General features: G+C 69.8%; 19 protein-coding genes and 1 pseudogene. 3 read left to right on the forward strand and 17 right to left on the reverse strand.

Annotated elements, in window-relative coordinates:
* Window positions 1-24 precede the first annotated feature (24 nt).
* A complete protein-coding gene (locus tag GTY96_RS11010) occupies window positions 25-168 on the forward strand; it encodes a hypothetical protein (protein WP_161664666.1) in 144 nt (47 codons plus the stop codon).
* 143 nt (window positions 169-311) lie between these two features.
* Here the strand turns inward: GTY96_RS11010 and GTY96_RS37570 are convergent.
* The 13 genes and pseudogenes from GTY96_RS37570 to GTY96_RS11075 form a co-directional block, all read right to left on the reverse strand.
* Window positions 312-584: pseudogene (locus GTY96_RS37570) on the reverse strand (FHA domain-containing protein); the annotation flags it as partial.
* 4 nt (window positions 585-588) lie between these two features.
* On the reverse strand, window positions 589-1,479 hold the full coding sequence (locus tag GTY96_RS11020) for a type II secretion system F family protein (protein ID WP_143901116.1): 891 nt from the start codon (window positions 1,477-1,479) through the stop codon (window positions 589-591).
* 13 nt (window positions 1,480-1,492) lie between these two features.
* Window positions 1,493-2,338 (reverse strand): type II secretion system F family protein, encoded by an 846-nt coding sequence (locus GTY96_RS11025; protein ID WP_143901118.1) that lies wholly within the window; start codon window positions 2,336-2,338, stop codon window positions 1,493-1,495.
* Window positions 2,339-2,416: 78 nt separating this feature from the next.
* Window positions 2,417-3,232 carry a Flp pilus assembly protein CpaB gene (gene cpaB / locus GTY96_RS11030; protein ID WP_143901120.1) on the reverse strand — a complete coding sequence of 272 codons (816 nt, stop codon included), beginning with the start codon at window positions 3,230-3,232 and terminating at the stop codon, window positions 2,417-2,419.
* Window positions 3,233-3,461: 229 nt separating this feature from the next.
* Window positions 3,462-3,695: a hypothetical protein gene (locus GTY96_RS11035; RefSeq protein WP_143901122.1), complete on the reverse strand. Its 234-nt coding sequence runs from the start codon at window positions 3,693-3,695 to the stop codon at window positions 3,462-3,464.
* 107 nt (window positions 3,696-3,802) lie between these two features.
* On the reverse strand, window positions 3,803-5,248 hold the full coding sequence (locus GTY96_RS11040) for an anti-sigma factor family protein (RefSeq protein ID WP_161664667.1): 1,446 nt from the start codon (window positions 5,246-5,248) through the stop codon (window positions 3,803-3,805).
* Window positions 5,245-5,892, reverse strand: a complete 648-nt coding sequence (locus tag GTY96_RS11045; protein ID WP_143901125.1) for an RNA polymerase sigma factor — start codon at window positions 5,890-5,892, stop codon at window positions 5,245-5,247. Before GTY96_RS11045 ends, GTY96_RS11040 begins: the two co-directional genes overlap by 4 nt.
* 64 nt (window positions 5,893-5,956) lie before the next feature.
* Window positions 5,957-6,364 (reverse strand): DUF2085 domain-containing protein, encoded by a 408-nt coding sequence (locus GTY96_RS11050; RefSeq protein WP_161664668.1) that lies wholly within the window; start codon window positions 6,362-6,364, stop codon window positions 5,957-5,959.
* Window positions 6,333-7,388 (reverse strand): ABC transporter ATP-binding protein, encoded by a 1,056-nt coding sequence (locus GTY96_RS11055; protein ID WP_201755972.1) that lies wholly within the window; start codon window positions 7,386-7,388, stop codon window positions 6,333-6,335. Before GTY96_RS11055 ends, GTY96_RS11050 begins: the two co-directional genes overlap by 32 nt.
* Window positions 7,385-8,407, reverse strand: coding sequence for an ABC transporter ATP-binding protein (locus tag GTY96_RS11060; protein ID WP_143901131.1), 1,023 nt, complete (start codon window positions 8,405-8,407; stop codon window positions 7,385-7,387). Before GTY96_RS11060 ends, GTY96_RS11055 begins: the two co-directional genes overlap by 4 nt.
* The gene (locus GTY96_RS11065; protein ID WP_161664670.1) at window positions 8,404-9,405 is read right to left on the reverse strand and encodes a GspE/PulE/PilB domain-containing protein; all 1,002 of its coding nucleotides are present in this window, start codon (window positions 9,403-9,405) and stop codon (window positions 8,404-8,406) included. The genes GTY96_RS11060 and GTY96_RS11065 overlap by 4 nt, the downstream gene beginning before the upstream one ends.
* A gap of 9 nt (window positions 9,406-9,414) precedes the next feature.
* Entirely contained in the window at window positions 9,415-10,170 is a 756-nt protein-coding gene (locus tag GTY96_RS11070; protein WP_143901135.1) for a GspE/PulE/PilB domain-containing protein, read from the reverse strand.
* Window positions 10,171-10,229: 59 nt separating this feature from the next.
* Window positions 10,230-11,060 (reverse strand): DUF4292 domain-containing protein, encoded by an 831-nt coding sequence (locus tag GTY96_RS11075; protein WP_161664671.1) that lies wholly within the window; start codon window positions 11,058-11,060, stop codon window positions 10,230-10,232.
* 42 nt (window positions 11,061-11,102) lie between these two features.
* Between GTY96_RS11075 and GTY96_RS11080 the strand changes: the two genes are divergently transcribed.
* Together GTY96_RS11080 and GTY96_RS11085 are read left to right on the forward strand one after the other, a co-directional pair.
* A complete protein-coding gene (locus GTY96_RS11080; RefSeq protein WP_143901139.1) occupies window positions 11,103-11,834 on the forward strand; it encodes a MotA/TolQ/ExbB proton channel family protein in 732 nt (243 codons plus the stop codon).
* Between the two features lie 15 nt (window positions 11,835-11,849).
* A complete protein-coding gene (locus GTY96_RS11085) occupies window positions 11,850-12,305 on the forward strand; it encodes an ExbD/TolR family protein (RefSeq protein WP_143901141.1) in 456 nt (151 codons plus the stop codon).
* Window positions 12,306-12,394: 89 nt separating this feature from the next.
* On the opposite strand, the gene GTY96_RS11090 is transcribed toward GTY96_RS11085, so the two are convergent.
* The 4 genes from GTY96_RS11090 to GTY96_RS11105 form a co-directional block, all read right to left on the reverse strand.
* Window positions 12,395-14,239 (reverse strand): acyl-CoA dehydrogenase, encoded by a 1,845-nt coding sequence (locus GTY96_RS11090; RefSeq protein ID WP_143901143.1) that lies wholly within the window; start codon window positions 14,237-14,239, stop codon window positions 12,395-12,397.
* A 187-nt stretch (window positions 14,240-14,426) separates the two neighbouring features.
* Window positions 14,427-15,119, reverse strand: coding sequence for a MaoC family dehydratase (locus GTY96_RS11095; protein WP_143901145.1), 693 nt, complete (start codon window positions 15,117-15,119; stop codon window positions 14,427-14,429).
* Entirely contained in the window at window positions 15,119-15,568 is a 450-nt protein-coding gene (locus GTY96_RS11100; RefSeq protein ID WP_121715724.1) for a MaoC family dehydratase N-terminal domain-containing protein, read from the reverse strand. The genes GTY96_RS11095 and GTY96_RS11100 overlap by 1 nt, the downstream gene beginning before the upstream one ends.
* Before the next feature lie 20 nt (window positions 15,569-15,588).
* Entirely contained in the window at window positions 15,589-16,590 is a 1,002-nt protein-coding gene (locus tag GTY96_RS11105) for an NAD(P)H-dependent amine dehydrogenase family protein (protein WP_143901147.1), read from the reverse strand.
* Between the last annotated feature and the right edge of the window lie 16 nt (window positions 16,591-16,606).

The raw sequence follows: 16,606 nt of genomic DNA on the forward strand, positions 1-16,606 counted from the left end.
GGAAGATCCGGAGCGGAGGGGCGCTTGGGCGGCGGCACCCGGACCTCGGGCTGCTTCGGCGTGGCGGGCGGAGCTTCCGACATCGCCCCACCCTTCGCGGCGGGCACGGCCATCCCGGGCCTCGGCGCGAACGCCGGACGCGCCATCGCGGGCATGGACTGCTGGTAGCTCGTGGGCGCCGCTTCGATCTCCGCGAGCGCGGCCTGCTCCACGCCCTGGGGCGACACCCGTGCGTGCGGCGGCGCGAGCACCCTGCGGATGGGCCGGGTCACATCGTCATCGTCGTCCGGCGGCATCCACACGAAGGTGAACTCCACCGGTCCGACGGTGATGCGATCCCCGTCACGCAGCTGCTTCTCGCCCGCCAGCGGCTGGCCGTTGAGCTGCGTGCCGTTCGCGCTGCCTACGTCCTCGGCGAAGTAGCGCCCATCCCGCGCCGTGATGCGTGCATGCCGCCGGGAGACACCATGGTCATGCAGCACCAGGTCATTCTCCGAGGTCCGGCCGATCTTGACCTCGGCCTGCTCGAAGGCGAGCTCCCGTCCAACCTGGAGCCCCTGGGTGATGGTGAGCAGGATGGGCAGAGGACTAGCCCCCGACGTTCCCGAACATGAACTGGAACACGATGGGCCCGAAGAGCACCATGAACACCGTCGGGAAGATGCAGGCGATGAGCGGGAAGAGCATCTTCACCGGCGCCTCGCCGGCCAGCTTCTCCGCGCGCTGCGTGCGGTCGATGCGCATCTGCGTGGACTGGATGCGCAGCACCTTGCCCAGGCTCGTGCCCATCTTGTCCGCCTGGATCAGCGCCGTGACGAAGGTCGTCAACGACGGCAGGTCCACGCGAGCAATCATGCTCTTGAGCCCTTCCTCACGCGTCTTGCCCATCTTGAGCTGCTTGAGCACCAGCTGCAGCTCCTCGCGCAGCGGCCCCTGGCGGCCCTTCTCCACCACCTTCGCGAGCGCACCCGTGAAGTCCATGCCCGCTTCCACCGACAGCGTGAGCAGGTCCAGGTTGTACGGAAGCGCGCGGCTGATGGCCAGGTGGCGGCGCTTCACCTGATCGTTCAACCAGATGAGCGGATAGAAGAGCCCCAGCAGCATCACCAGCAGCGACCAGGCCAGGTTGCCGCCAAGGCCGTTGACGACGAAGAGGCCCGCCAGCAGGGCAAAGAAGGCGCTGACTTCCTGCAGCGCCATGATGTCCTCGGGCTTGTACTGCGACGGCTCGCCCGCCTTGATCAGCTTGCGGCGCGTCTTGGACTCGTAGCCCGGCCACATGAAGCGCCGGTTCATCGCGCCCAGCTTGCGGACGGCGACGGAGCCCGCGCCCTTCACGCCACCCGCGGACTCGTCACGTACCTCCGTGAGGAAGCGTTCGAGGACGTTGGTGTAGAGGCCGACGCCCAGGAACGCCACCGCGCCCGCAGTGAGCAGTGCCGAGCCGCCCATCAGCAAGAATGTCAGGAAATCCTGCACGGTGCGCCTCGATTCAGATGTCGATGTTGACGATGCGCCGGATGATGAGGATGCCCATGATCTCCATGATGGCGATGATGGTCACCAGGATGTAGCCGAAGATGTGGTTCATCATCGGCTCCATCAGGTCCGGACGCATGTAGTTGAGGACCAGGCCCAGCACCGCAGGCATGGCCGCGACGATCCACCCTTGAAGCTTGCCCTGGGACGTCAGCGCGTCGATCTTGCCTTCCAGACGGAAGCGCTCGCGGATCACCGTGGAGATGGTCTCGAACATCTCCGCCATGTTGCCGCCCAGCTGGCGCGCGATGTTGGTGGACACCACCACCAGCTCCAGGTCATCGCTGCCCACCCGGCGGCCCATGTTGACGAGCGCCTCTTCCAGGGGAACGCCCAGCTTCACTTCCTTCACGAAGAGGCCGAACTCCTGTGACAGGGGCGGCATCGCCTCGCGCGCCACGTGCTCGATGGCCTGCGGGAACGTGAGACCCGCCTTGAACGCGTTGGCCATGGCCTGCAGCGCGTCCACCAACTGCACGTTGAACTTCTTGATGCGGCGCGTGCGGTAGTGCTTCACGAGCAGCATCGGCAGGAAGAAACCGAAGATGGTCGCCAGCACCGCCAGGATGGGGTTGAAGACGATGTAGCTGAGGATGCCCAGGAGGCACATGCACGCGATGTTGAGGATCAACATCTGCCGCGCGTCGATGAAGAGGAACATGTCGCTCAAGTCGTTCATCGACTTGGCGACGTAGCGCTCCTGGTACTGCTCATACGCCTTCGACAGGACGCTGAAGATCACCAGGCTGAAGAAGAACACCGAGCCGGTGACGAGAAGGAGGACGATACCTGCGAGCATGGGCGCGAATCCCCGGGGGAAGAGGGAGGGGTCGGCGGGGCCGCTTCACCCGTGAGGGAAGCGGCCCCACGCGGCGGACTACGGCGAGCCAGCCGCCGACTTGTCGCTGCCGCCACCCTTGATGATCTGGATGATCTCCCGGCGCTTCTGCTCCAGCACGCGGGTGCGCTCGCCGGACAGCAGCGTGCTGATGGTCGCGCGGCCGCGCTCCTCGATGAGGTCCACGTCGTCCTCGTTGCGCAGCGACAGGGTCAGCTGTCCGAGCTCCGCCGCCAGCACCAGGATCTCCGCCTCTTCCGGCAGCACCATCAGCGACACGTTGTTGTAGTCGCGCTGGTTCTCCGGGATGAGGTTGATGTTCGTGGTGCCGGTGATCTTGCCCGTGGCGACCACGATGATGTTCTGCAGCAGCGTCACCGCGACGCTCTCATCCGTCTGCGGATCGCGGAACGTGCCGATGATGTCCACGTGGTCGTTGGGACGGATCCACCCGCCCACGGCCGTGGTCAGCTTCGCCTCGATGGTGATGGCGCGCGCCTTCTTCTGCACCTTCGTCGACAGGCGCTCGGCGGCCTTCGTCGTCTCGAACTGGCTCCAGAGGATGGGGTCGCCGGCCTGCAGCGCCACGAGCACCTTCTGGTTCACGATGTAGTTGGCGGAGTCCGGCTTCACCACCGACGAGGTGACGAACTGCTCCGGCACGGAGCGCTGGGAGATCATCTCGTACGTGATGACCGACCCCTCGGGCATGTCCTGGCCCGCCACCACCACGGGCACCAGGTTCCACCCGCGACGCACATCCGATTCCTTCTTCTTGATGGCCGAGTAGGCCACGATGCCGGCGAGCAAACCGAGCACCAGCGCGACGACGAGCGGGGTCTTACCCTTCAACATGGTTCAAGGTCCTCCAGAACGGTGGGGCGCCGTCGTGGCGGCAGGACTGCTTTGGACGAGGGGGCAATGCCAGGGCGCGAACGAGTGAAGATGTTAGCCATGCCCCAGAGCAGGTGTCAAAACCACCTCTCGTGACAAAGCGGAATCCCTGGACGCCTGGGAGGCCGCGGCGCCTGTCCACCCCCGGGGGGACGGCGCGAAACGCGGCCGGATCCATGGCCTCCGTCCCTCAGGGGAACGGCAGGTTCAGCACGAAGTAGAACGAGTCGTAATAAATCTGGTACGCCTCGAGGAAGAGGTCGATGACGTTGGTCTGCTTGTCCTCGCTCCAGCGGACCTTCACCGTGGCGCCGACGACGAGCGCGACGATCAACACCCAGTTGATCATCGAGTACTCCACCATCGCCTGGCCACGGCGGGCCCTGCGCGGGGAGCGCTTCGACGACTTCCGGGGAGTGTTCACGGGGGGATGATCCACGTCCGGCCTCATGGTCGCATCATCCACGGCCCGGGGGAGCGCCGCATCGGTCATGTGGACCGTCGCCGGAGAAAGCGCGGCGGCCCCCTCCCCTATTCCGTGGGCGCCGGGGCGCTGGCGGGCAGCTTCGTGCTGGCGGCGGGCGCCATGATGGGCGCGGCCTTGCGCATGCGGCGCTGGGCCATCTGGGCGGCGCCGGACTCGGGGGCTTCGTGGACGACCTGGGCGCAGACGACCGCGGCGGCGTCGCTCTGGCCCTGAGCGGACTCCGAGTCACACAGCCGCGAGAGCAGGTCCAGCCGCTCACCGCCACTGGGTCCGGCCGCGAGCGCGGCGCGCAGCAGCTGGGCCTCCCGGACGCGATCTCCCTGGCTCGCGGCGGCTTGCGCCTGACGGGCCAGCTCGCGCGACGTCATCGCTCCGGCCGGGGGCTGCTTCTCCATGGGCTTGGGCTTCGCGGCCTCCGCGCGTGCCGATTCCTTCACCGGTTCGGCGACCGCGCGGGCCGGGCCCGGGGCCAGCTTCGAGGCGCTGACCGCGCCGGTGGCGGAAGGCGTCGCGGGCGCGGCCTGCGCCATGGGCGCCGAGGCCACCGGCGCCGGAGGCGGCGGCGACGCGGCCTCTCCCATGGCGGCATCGTCGGACGCGAGCCCGCGCCCGTAGGACGCACCGCCCAGCCGCAGTGAGTCGCGCTTCGCGACCTGGGCCTTGTCCGTGCCTCCCCCTGCCTGGTCGAACGCGGAGTCCGAGGTGGAGCGTGCGTCCTTCCCGCCATACACGGCGCCGGCCGCCTCTTCCTTCGGGGCCTGTGCCGGCTCGAGCGCCGCGAACTCGCCGTCCGCGTCCTGGGCCTTGGACAGCTTCTTCGTGGGCGCGGGCCCCTCGCGTCGGCGCTCCAGCATCGCGCCTCCACCGCCCGCGTTCATCCAATCCGACGGACGGCCCGCGGCATTGCCCTTGAGCTGCGCATCCGCCTGATTCCGTGCGGGCGCGTCTTTCAGCGCCTCGGAGGCCGGAGCCGCCGCCAGCAGGTCATCGCTCCGCGGGGTGTAACTCCTCCCCATCGGCGCGGGCGCGGAGGCGGGCGCGGACTTCGGCTCGCGCTTGCCCAGCGTGCGGGTCTCATCCTCCGCCGGGGCCCTCGCGGGGCTCGCGGTCTTCTGCGCCAGGTTCGGCTCCAGGTGGAGGCCCTCGTTGACCTCCAGCGACAGGATGCCGAAGGTGCTCACCGTGGCCAGGCCCACCGCGGGCAAGAGCCAGCGGCGCCAGCGCGAGGGCTTCGGCTCCGGCCCCGCGGAGGCGCGGCGCGCGGACTGCTGGGCGTACGCGAGCAGCGACTCCAGGCCCGCGTCCGGCGCGGGTTCGGTCGACAGCTGCGCCATGGTGGTGCGCACGCCGCGGATGTCCGCCAGCGCCTTGGAACAGCGCACACAGCCCTGGACGTGCTGCTCCAACGCCTGGGCCTCCGTCGCCGGAAGCTCGCCGTAGGCGAAGTCGAGGAGCCGGTCCTCGTGCGCGTGAGCATTCTGGGCACTCATCCCGCCACCGTCCTTCCATCCTCCGACAGGTCGCCATCCACACCCAGCTCGCCCAGGCGGCGGCGCAAGCCCTCCAGCGCGTAACGCATCCGGCTCTTCACCGTGTTTTCGGACACGCCCGTCACCTCGGCGATCTCCTTGAACGGGATGCCGCTGTACTCCCGCAGCACGAACACCTCGCGCTGCTCCTCCGGCAGCCCCGCGAGGGCCCGCTCCAGCAGGGGCCGCAGGCGCGCGTTGTGCGCGCCGCGCTCCGGACTGGCACCGGCGTCCGGCAGCCCCTCGCCCAACGGACGTCCCTCGTCCCCGTCCGCACCGGCCGCGGGGGCCTCCAGGGACGTCGCCTGGCGGTAGCTCTCTTTGCGCGTGCTGTCCACGCAGAGGTTCCTCGCGATGGTGTACAGCCAGGTCGTGAACCGGGCCTTCGGCGCGTATTCCCGGGCACTGCGGACCACCTTGAGCCACGTCTCCTGCAGCACGTCCTCCGCCCGCGCCCGGTGCCCGACGAAGCGCAGGATGAAGTTGAACACCGGCGCGCGGTGCTTTCGCACCAGCGCCTCGAACGCACGCGCGTCTCCCGCCTGGAAGGCGAGCATCAGATGCTCGTCTGAGGTTTCGGGTGCCAAACTTCCCCCAGTGCCCATGAAGCCACGGGTGCCATCCCCTTCGCCGCCCACCGCCTGTAACGGACAGCCGTGCGCGAAAGGTCTATTCCGGCCGTGGCCGCCGGTAAGTGGCGAGAATGACAGGGACCGCCACCCCTGTCACCAGAAGTGCCTGCGCCAACAGCACCGCGGGGAGCGGGTGCTGCACGTGGACATGCAGCGAGCGGCCAAGCCCCGCCCCCAATAGGACGCCCGTCAGCGTGCGCACCGCGTTGGAACCCGACGCGGGCCGGAACCGCCCCACCGCCCAGTCCAGCAGCGCGGGCAGCGTGAGGCCCAGTCCCACCGGGACCTCCCACGACCACTGGAGCGGCGCCTTCAGCGCGAACAGCCCCAGGAAGACGGCGGCGAGCACCGGGTACGTGCCCAGGCATCGCGCGCACACGCGCACGCCCGCGAGCACATAGGTGCGGTTGTATTCATCCGGGTGATGATGGCTGAGCCAGAACACCGGCACCTCCTCCGGACGCGGAGACAGTGGGGGTTTCCCACGCGGGACGGGCGTCCCCCTCCGCCAGGAAGCACGCCGCGGCGTGGCCTCCCCCCAGCGGGTACAGCGGGGGCGACTCGCGCCGGCAGCGCTCCATCGCGTGGGGACAGCGTGGGTGGAACGCACAGCCGGCGGGCGGAGACAGCGGCGAGGGCGGCTCCCCCGGCAGCAACAGCCGGGCGCGAGGCCGCTCCGGATCCGGCACCGGCACCGCGGACAACAGGGCCTGCGTGTACGGGTGGCGCGGCCCGGAGTACAGCGCGCGCGACGGCGCCACCTCCACGATGCGGCCCAGGTACATCACCGCCACGCGCGTGGACACGTACTCCACGATCTTCAGGTCGTGCGCGATGAAGACGTAGGTGAGGCCGCGCTCGCGCTGCAGGTCCACCAGCAGGTTGACGATCTGCGCCTGGATGGAGACGTCCAGCGCGCTGATGGGCTCGTCCGCCACCACCAGCTCCGGGCGCAACGCGATGGCACGTGCAATGCCGATGCGCTGGCGCTGGCCCCCGGAGAACTCGTGCGGGTAGCGGTGCCGCGCCTCGCGGGGCAGGCCCATGGCGTCCAGGAGCGCCAGCACCTCGTCCTCGCGTGCCCGGCCCTTCGCGAGCCCGTGGATGGCGAAGGGCTCCGCGAGGATGTCCCCCACCGTCATGCGCGGGTTGAGGGACGCGTACGGATCCTGGAAGACCAGCTGCATGCGGCGGCGCAGCGGCCGCAGCTCGCGCTGCGACAGGCCGGTCAGCTCGCGCCCCTCCACGCGGATGGAGCCGGACGTCGGGTCGATGAGGCGCAGGAGCGCGCGCCCCAGGGTGCTCTTGCCGCAGCCGCTCTCCCCCACCAGGCCCAGCGTCTCACCCCGGGCGACCTCGAAGGACACGCCGTCCACCGCGCGCACCGTGCCGCGCGTGCGCCCCAGGAAGCCGCCCCGCACCGGGAAGTGCACCTTCAGGTCGCGCACCTGGACCAGCGGCTCGCTCATGGCGCGGGCACCGGGTGGTGGCAGGCGGCCCACTGGCCTCCGCGCTTCGACTCCAGCGCGGGCGTGAGGCGGGCGCACAGCTCGCTGGCCCGGTCGCAGCGATCTCGGAACGCGCACCCGGACGGCAGCGCGCCCAGCGACGGCACCATGCCGGGGATGGCCTTGAGGCGCTGGCGTCCGCCCTCCGCCGCCCCCGCGTCGTGCAGGGATGGGATGGAGCGCAACAGGCCCGCGGTGTACGGGTGCGCGGGGCGGGCGAACAGCTCCCGCACCGGGGCCTGCTCCACGATGCGGCCCGCGTACATCACCACCACCGCGTCGCAGCTCCCCGCCACCACGCCCAGGTCGTGGGTGATGAGCATCACCGCCATGTGGCGTTCGGCCTGGAGCCGCTTGAGCAGCTCGAGGATCTGCGCCTGGATGGTGACGTCCAGCGCCGTGGTCGGCTCGTCCGCGATGAGCAGCGCCGGGTCGCACGCGAGCGCCATGGCGATCATCACGCGCTGGCGCATGCCTCCGGAGAGCTGGTGCGGGTACGCGTCCACGCGCTCGCCGGGCGCGGGGATGCCCACCTGTCGGAGCATCTCCACCGCGCGCTCGCGCGCCTGGGAACGGGTGGCGCCCAGGTGCAACCGGACGCCCTCGCCAATCTGCTCGCCCACCGTGAACACCGGGTTGAGCGACGTCATCGGCTCCTGGAACACCATGGCCACGTGCCGGCCGCGAACGCGCCGCATCTCCCGCTCGGGAAGGGCCAGCAGATCCTCTCCCCGGAAGCGCACCTCGCCGCCCACCACGCGGCCGGGGGGCTCGGGCACGAGCCGCATCACCGACAGCGCCGTGAGGCTCTTGCCGCAGCCACTCTCCCCCACCACCCCCAGCGTGCCGCCCGGAGGGACGTTGAAGGACACGCCATCCACCGCGCGCACCGTGCCGCGCGCGAGCGACAGCTGGGTGGTGAGGCCCCGCACGTCCAGGAGCGGGGCCCCGGCGTCCGGGGACGGCGCGACGCCGGTCACTTCTGGGCCAGCTCCTCCAGGAACTCCGCCTCCTGGATGAGCCCCTTGCGGATGAGCAGGCGGATGAGGCTCGCGACCATGCGCGCGGGCTTCACCTTCTCCGTGTCCAGGCTGGCCTCCTCGCCGCGAGAGATGCGGTCGATGTCGTCCAGCACCGCCAGGTCCTCCTCGGAGAAGTCCGGCTTGGGCGTGAGCGCCACCGACGGCTTCACGCCCTGCGCGGCGCCGCCGAAGAGCACCACCGGCACGCGCGGCTTGTTGGGATCCGCGTCCGCCTCCGAGGGCGGCGGCGGCGGCGGGGGCGGAGGCCTCGCGGCGGCGGGGGGCGGCGGGGGCCTGGCGGCGGGCCGGGGCTTGGAGCCCAGGATGTCCTCCAGCACCTCCGCGCCGTCCGCGGAGGACTCGTGGGGCGGCGGCGGGGGCAGGTCCCAGTCCAGAGGCGGAGGCGCGGGCGGGCGCGCCGACGAGGGACGCGCGGCGGCGGGCGCCGGCGTCGACGGCAGGATGTCCGGCGAATCGTCCTCGTCCATGTCCATCGGTTCTGCCTCCACGATGTCCAGGGGCTCTCCCCGGCCGCGCGCGAGCGCCTGCTCCAGGTCGTCTGGAGCGGCGACAAAGACCTTGAGCTGCTTGCGCAGTTGGAAGCGCAGCTGGTCCACCAGGTTCAGGTTGCCCGGGTCCTCCACCGCCACGTGGAGCTTCTCGCTGCGGCCGTCCTGCTCCAGCGCGAAGAGCAGCACGCGCTGCTCGGTCTGGAAGTCCATGGACACCAGCGAGGACACCGCGTGCGGGATGTACTCGGGGATCTCCACGAAGGGCAGCTCGTGCTGCGCCGCCAGCGCCCGCGCGATGTCCCGGCCGGTGCACAGGCCCATGGACACCAGCACCTCGCCCAGCTTGCGGCCCTGGCCGCGCCGTCCGGAGGCCAATGCCTGCTTCACCTGCTCGTCCGTGACCACGCCCGCCTGGACGAGGAGTTCACCAATCTTCTTGCGCATGGCCGGGGGCTACCGCTTGACCTTGGCGAGGTATTCCTCGCGGGAAAAAACGCCCTTCTCGATGAGCAGCTCCACCATGGCCTTGAGCGCCGCGACCTCCTTGCGCTGCACGTCCTCCACGCTCTTGAGCAGCTCCGCGGGACTTCCGGAGGCCGCCGCGCGAGGCGCCTCCGCGGGAGGCGGCGGACGGGCCGGCGCGGGGGCGGGACGGGCGGGCGCGGACGCAGCGACCGCGGCGGCCGGGTCCAGGTCCTTGAGGTTCTTCACGACGGTGCGGCCCTGGGCGTCCACCACCTTGAAGTTGGTGTCCGCGTCCTCCAATTCCGCCGACTCCTCGTAGAGGCGCGCGAACGCCCGCGCCACGGACGTGCGCCCCGCCACGTTGGCCACGATGCGGCACTTGGACAGGGCCCGCAGCTCGTCCAGCACCCGCACGTTGAGCGGATCCGACATCGCGACCACCAGCGTCTTGCCGTCGTCGCGCAGCTGCAGGGGCACGACAGAGAAGTCGCGCGCCGTCTGCGAGGGAATCTTGGCCTTCACGTGCGGCGGCACCGCCTGCACGGCGTCCAGGTTCACCGCCGGCATGCCGAGCTGCTTCGACAAGGCGCGCACGAGGATGTCCTCGGAGACGAGGTTCATCCGGACGAGGATCTCGCCCAGCTTCCCGCCCCACTTGGCCTGCTCGGCGAGCGCCGCCTTGAGCTGGCTCTCCTGCAGGACGTTCGCCTTGATCAGCAGTTCTCCAAGCTTGATCTGTGCCATGTCGTGCGCGCCATAGTACCCGGTTTGAGCCGGGGCGCTGCCTTTCGACGCCTGGAAGCTCAGGAACCCGGCGCCGGGGGCGGCGGCGACACCGTGTCCCGGCCCCGGACTTCCTGGCCCCGCGCGTCGACGTTCACCACCTTCGCCCCCTCGGGTGCCGTCAGCTCGTACAGCGTCAGGTCCGGCCGGCCGTTGAGGCGGATGTCCGTGTAGCGGAGGTCCAGCCGTGTGTCCGCCGACGCGGCGATGAGGTGGACCTTGTCGGGGAAGAACAGCTCGCCGCGCTGCTGGAAGTCCTCGAACGCCAGGTCGTAGCCCGGCACACCTCGCACCTCGCTCTTCACCACGCGCAGGTGTTTGGGATCCACGCGGAGTGTTTGCGTCGCGGGCCCCCGCTGGAGCTTCAGCACATACACGCGGTCCTTCTCATCCAGCGCCAGGGTCATGGACTCCGGCGGCAGGAGGGGGACCTGCCCGAGCATCACCGCGACCAGCTCCTCGCTCGGCAGGACGACAGGCAGGAAGCGCGACACGTTCTCCGCGCTGGCGGGGCCCTGGAGGTAGACGTTGTCCCGCGCCTGATAGACGCCGAAGCGCGCCCCGTCGGAGACGAGCGAGGCGACCGGGCGGTTGAAGAAGTCGTAGGTCTCCAGGTGGATGAGCCCTGGACGGGTGATGGAGAGGAAGGTGGAGAGGGTGCCGCTGCCCTGGGGGGAGTCCACGTGCAGCTTGGCGTCGCCCTCCAGGTTCACCACCTTCGCCTGTCGCTCGCGCACATGCTGGTAGAGCGTCTGGGCATCCTCGATGCGGCCTTCCGGACCGAACTCGAGGCGTTTGGGGCAGGCCGAACAGAGGAGGGCCAGGAAGATTGCGGCGGCTGCGCGGTTCATATGTCCTAGTGTGAGCCAGGGCCGCATGCCCGGTCATCCATCATGAGCCTGAACGATCTACTTCATTACCTTCGCCTGGGCGGCGTCACCCTCGCCCTCCTCCTGGGTGCCTCCGTGGTCGCCCTGGGTGTGGCCATCGAACGACTCATCGCCCTGTGGGGCGTGAGCGAGCGCTCCCGAAACCTGGGGGAGATCGTCCACAAGCACCTCCTCCGGGGGGACGTGGCCGCGGCCCGCACCGCCGCCGAGCGCTCCGACGCGGTGGCCGCCGACATCTTCCTCGCCGGCTTCGACCGCTGGGAGCGCTCCCGCGCCACCGGCGGCAACGGCATCGAGTCCGCCGTGGAGCGCGAGCGCGCCCAGGTGGGGCTCAAGCTGCGGCGCAACCTGTGGCTGCTCGCGACCATCGGTTCGACGACGCCCTTCGTGGGCCTCTTCGGCACCGTGGCCGGCATCATGCGCTCCTTCAAGGACCTGGGCGTGGACGTGGAGGCCGGCGGCACGGGCGGCTCCGCGGCGGTGATGACGGGCATCTCCGAGGCGCTCGTGGCCACCGCGGTGGGCATCCTCGTCGCCGTGCAGGCGATGGTCTTCTACAACTACTTCCAGGCGCGGCTGTCCCGCGTGCTCGTGGAGCTGCGGCTGCTGGGCGACGAGTTCGTGGAGATCCTCAAGGAGCGCGCCGCCGGCGGCCCGCTGCCAGAACCAACGCCTTCACGCGAGAGCCCCGCGGCCCCCGCGCCGCGCCCGGATCCGCAGCCCGCCTCGTCGTAAGGAGACACGCCCACCATGGCCATGGGAAAGACGCCGGGCTCGTCCGACGATGAGGTCGAAGGCGCCGGCTTCGCGGAGATCAACATCACGCCGCTCACGGACGTGATGCTGGTGCTGCTCATCATCTTCATGGTGACCAGCTCCGTCATCACGCAGCAGGGTCCGGGCGGCGGCGCCAAGGCGGGCCTCAAGGTGAACCTGCCCAAGGGCGGCGCGGCGGACGTCACCGCGCGCACGACGGACCTGTCCGTGGCGGTGCTGGCGGACGGCCGCTTCATGCTCGCCGGCAACGTCGTCGCGGAGGCGGAGCTGAAGCAGGCCTTCGACAAGGCGAAGGATCAGAACCCCGACACCGTGGTCATCGTCCAGGCGGACGAGGGCGTCTCCCACGGGACGGTGGTGCAGGTGATGGAGCTGGCGAAGAAGGCCGGCCTCGCGCAGCTCGCCATCGGCGTGCGCGAGGGCAACTAGCCCCCCTCCCCCCTCGGAAAGGAAAAAGGCCCCCCGGCACGCATGCCGGAGGGCCTTTTTTCATGGCGTCAGCCGGGTGTCCGGCGGACTCAGACGGACGCGAACGCCGCGTCGCTGATGTCCATGGGCGAGGTGTCCTCGGTGGCGATGAGGCGCGCGGCGTACTCCACGTTGGGCAGCACGTTGCGCGCGTACCAGAGGGCGCTGAACTTCTTGCCGTCGTAGAACGCCTTGTCCGGGTGGTCCGCGCCCACGCTGGCGGCGGCCTTCTCCGCGATGACGGCCGCGTCCAGCAGCAGCCAGCCCACGGCGACCTCCGACATCATGTTGAGGAAGCGGTTGGCGGACAGGGGGATGAGCGGGAAGCGGCCCGGGTCCTGCGACCAGCCGAACAGCGCCATCGCGCTGGACATCAGGCCTTCCTGCGCGGCGGCCAGCGTCTTCACGGCCTCGCCCAGCACCGGGTGCTCGCGGTGCGCTTCCACGAAGCTGCCGACGTCTCCCATGAACTGCTGGAAGTGCGCGCCGCCCGCCTGGCCCATCTTGCGGCCCACCAGGTCCATGGCCTGGATGTGGTTGGTGCCTTCGTAGATGGAGAAGATCTTCGAGTCGCGCGTGTACTGCTCCACCGGGTAGTCCTGGATGTAGCCGGCGCCGCCGTACACCTGGATGGCCTGCGCGCACAGGCGGAAGGCCTGGTCGGAGCCGTAGGACTTCACCAGCGGCGTCAGCACCTCCACCTGGCCCTTGTGGTAGCTGGCCGCGTCGTCATCCTTGCCCGCCAGCTGCTTCGCCTTGTCCAGGTGCATGGCCAGCTTGATGACCAGCGCGCGGATGCCCTCCACGTGCGCCTTGATGTCCAGCAGCATGCGGCGCACGTCCGGGTGCTCCAGGATGGAGGCGCGGGGCGCGGACGGGTCCTTCCACTTGGTGAAGTGGGAGCCCTGCTTGCGGTCCTTCGCGTAGTCGACCGCGTTGTAGTACGCGGCCGACGCCAGGCTCACGCCCTGGATGCCCACGGCGATGCGCGCGCCGTTCATCATCTTGAACATCTGGCTCATGCCGACGTGCTCGACGGTGCCCACGAGCTCGCCCAGACAGCCGTCGTTCTCACCGAAGTTGAGGACACAGGTGGCGGAGCCGTTGATGCCCATCTTGTGCTCGATGGACGCCACCGTGACGTCGTTCGCCTGGCCCGCGGAGCCGTCCGCGTTGATGCGCAGCTTGGGGACGATGAAGAGCGACAGGCCCTTGGTGCCCACCGGCGCGCCGTCGATGCGCGCGAGCACCAGGTGGATGATGTTGCCGGCCATGTCGTGGTCGCCGCCGGAGATGAAGATCTTCGTGCCCCGGATGCTGTACGTGCCGTCCCCGTTGCGCTTCGCGGTGGACTTGGCCGCGCCCACGTCGGAGCCGGCGTGCGGCTCGGTGAGGCACATGGTGCCGCCCCACGTGCCGTTGAGCATGCGCTCCACGAACTGCTTCTGCTGCGCGGGCGTGCCGCACTCGGCGATGACCTCCGCCGCGCCGAACGCCAGGCCCGGGTACATGTTGAACGCCGTGTTGGCGCCGGAGAGGATCTCCTCCACCGTCACCTGGAGCATCATCGGCGCGCCCTGGCCGCCGTGGTCGGGGCTCACCGCCACCGTCTTGAAGCCCTGCTCGTAGAGCTTGTTCCACGCGTCCTTGAAGCCCTTGGGCGTGAAGACGGCGCCGTTCTCCACCCGGCAGCCCTCGCGGTCGCCCACGGAGTTGAGGGGCCCCAGGACCTCGCGCGCGAAGCGGTAGGTCTCCGTGAGCACCGCCTTCGCCTCATCCGGCCCCCAGGCGTCATACGGCGCCTGGCCCGCCACCTGGCCGAAGCCGAACTGCTCGAACAGCGTGAAGAAGATCTCTCGAAGGTCGGTCTTGTAGGTGTTGATGCCGGCGGACATGGCCACTCCTGCGTAGGGGCTCGCTGCCTGCTCTCTTCCCGCAGGGCAGGAAAAAGAAAGGGTCAGCGGCCCATGTGACGCAGGAAGTGTGGCGTCGACTGATTTTTGAGTCAACCCGGAATGACACCCCGCGTTGACGAGCGGTCGAAGCCGCCCCGTCCGAACGCGGGATTCCAGCGTTGAACGCCTACTTCTTGGCCTTCTTCGCCAGAGGGAGGGAGGCCGTCTTGGCGGCGGGCTTCTCCCGGGGGGCGGTCTTCTTGGACGAGGCGCCGGAGCGGGGCTCGCCCGCCTCCTCGTCGTCGTCCTCGTCCTCTTCCGGCGCGGTGGGAGCGGCGCTGGTGGACGACTCGGGGGCGGCGCTGGTGGCGGCGGGGACGACCAGGCTCTCGCGAGGGACCTCCACCACGATGGGGGACTGGCCGGAGCGCTGCCGGTTCTCGTCCTCCAGGGAGTAGAAGAGTTGGATCTGCGAGCCGCCCTTCATGACGAGCTCGCCCTTCTGGTTCTCCGCCCAGAGGTCGATTTCGACGAAGTACCGGCCGCCGGAGCCGTGGCGGTCGCTCACGCGGCCCTTGCAGACCACGGTGTCGCCCGGCCACACCATCTTGATGAACCGGACGTTGTAGCGGCGCAGCTGCCCGCCGCGCGCCCAGTCGCTGATCAACTGGCCGAGCATGCCCATGACGAGCATGCCCGGGGCGTAGACGGACGGCATGCCCACGCTCTTGGCGTACAGCTCGTCCACGTGGACGGGGTTGTAGTCGCCGGAGGCGCCCGCGTAGCGCGACAGCTGCACGCGGTCCACCGGGGCCTTGGCCAGCGCGGGCAGCTCGTCACCCACGCGAATGGATTCGAAGTAGAGCTTGCGCGCGGGCATCAGACGTTCTCCTTGGCGGCACGCACCACGAGGGTCCGGCGAGCACGGAAGACGAGGTTGCCCTCCTCGTCACGGCCTTCGTCCTCGATGACCGCGATGTCCATCTTGCCGGACATGCCCGGCCGTTCGAAGACGTCCGACACGCGGGTGGACACGTAGATGCGATCCCCCGCGAAGATGGGCCGCTCGTAGTCGAAGCCCTGTTCGGCGTGCAGCAGGCTCTTGATGCCCACCCCCAACAGCTCACGGAGGTCCGCGGCGGAATGGAACGACGCGGGGAACGTGGGCGGCGCGACGATGGTGGGATAGCCCGAGGCACGGGCGTACTCCTCGTCGTAGTAGATGGGATTGTAGTCGCCGATCGCTTCGGCGAAGCGCCGGATGGCGCCCTTCTCCACCTCGTTGAGCGTCGGCGGTGAGGCGCGGCCAATCGCGTTCTTGTCCAGCATTTCCCTCTCCTGATGAACCTTCAGCGTCCTGACGGCAGCTCAAGCACCGTCATGAGCCCGGCCTCCGCGGCCGTCAAACGTGGCGCGGCATTCACCAGCGCGTTCGCGGTGGCCCGGTCGCCCGCCACTCCCCCCGGGATTTCCAGCACCAGTCTGGGATCCGCGTCGATTTCGATGCGATCCCTTGGGTTGTCCGCCCCCACCGCGATGGTCAGCTCCAGGCGCACCCGCTCCTGACCCTCCTCCAAACCCACCACGGATTGGAACATGCCCGCGACGCGGCCTTTCTTCACGACAAATGCGCCGCCGGAGATCTCCTCCTCCGCGAACACCGGCGCGACCTCCTCCTCGAAGTCGTCGCAGTCCAGGCCCAAACCCAGCGCCGCCAGCGCCGCGGACTCCACCAGCCCCACGTGGCCCAGCTCCTCGCGGTCCACCAGCTCGAAGAACTCCTCCTCCGTCAGGCCCGCCCCCACCTTGCGCTGCAGCGCTTCACGCCGCGTCCGCGCGTCCACCACGCGGCTGGCCAGCACCTTGCGGACGGGCCCGCAGACCTGCCCCGCGGTGGCCACCAGCCGGTCCAGCACGAAGCCCGGGTTCACGCCGGTGCCCACGATGGCGACGCCCGCCTTCTGCGCGGCGCGCTCCAGCTTCTCCGCCAGCTCCGGGTACTTGAGGTGCGGGAACGCCAGCTCCTCGCACGTGCTGGCCACCGGCAGGCCCAGCTTCAGCGCGTCCAGCAGCTGCTCCATCACCTGCGAGAGCCGCGAGCTGGTGGCGTGCAGCACCACCACGCCCTTGCGGCGCCCCACGGCGCGCTCCAGCGAGTCCGCGACCTTGAAGCGCGGCGCGGCCTGCCCCAGCACGTCCCCCAGCGGACGCCCCACCAGGGAAGGCTGCGAGTCCACCGCGCCCATCAATTCCACTTCGGGGGACGACAGGGCGGCCCTGGCAATTTCCTGCCCGATGAACCCCAGCCCCATCACCACCACCGGCACCGGCCCATCAGGGGCTCTAGCCATCGGAGATTGCTCCCGA

The sequence above is a fragment of the Corallococcus silvisoli genome, assembly GCF_009909145.1.
In the GTDB taxonomy this organism is placed as follows: Bacteria; Myxococcota; Myxococcia; order Myxococcales; family Myxococcaceae; genus Corallococcus; species Corallococcus silvisoli.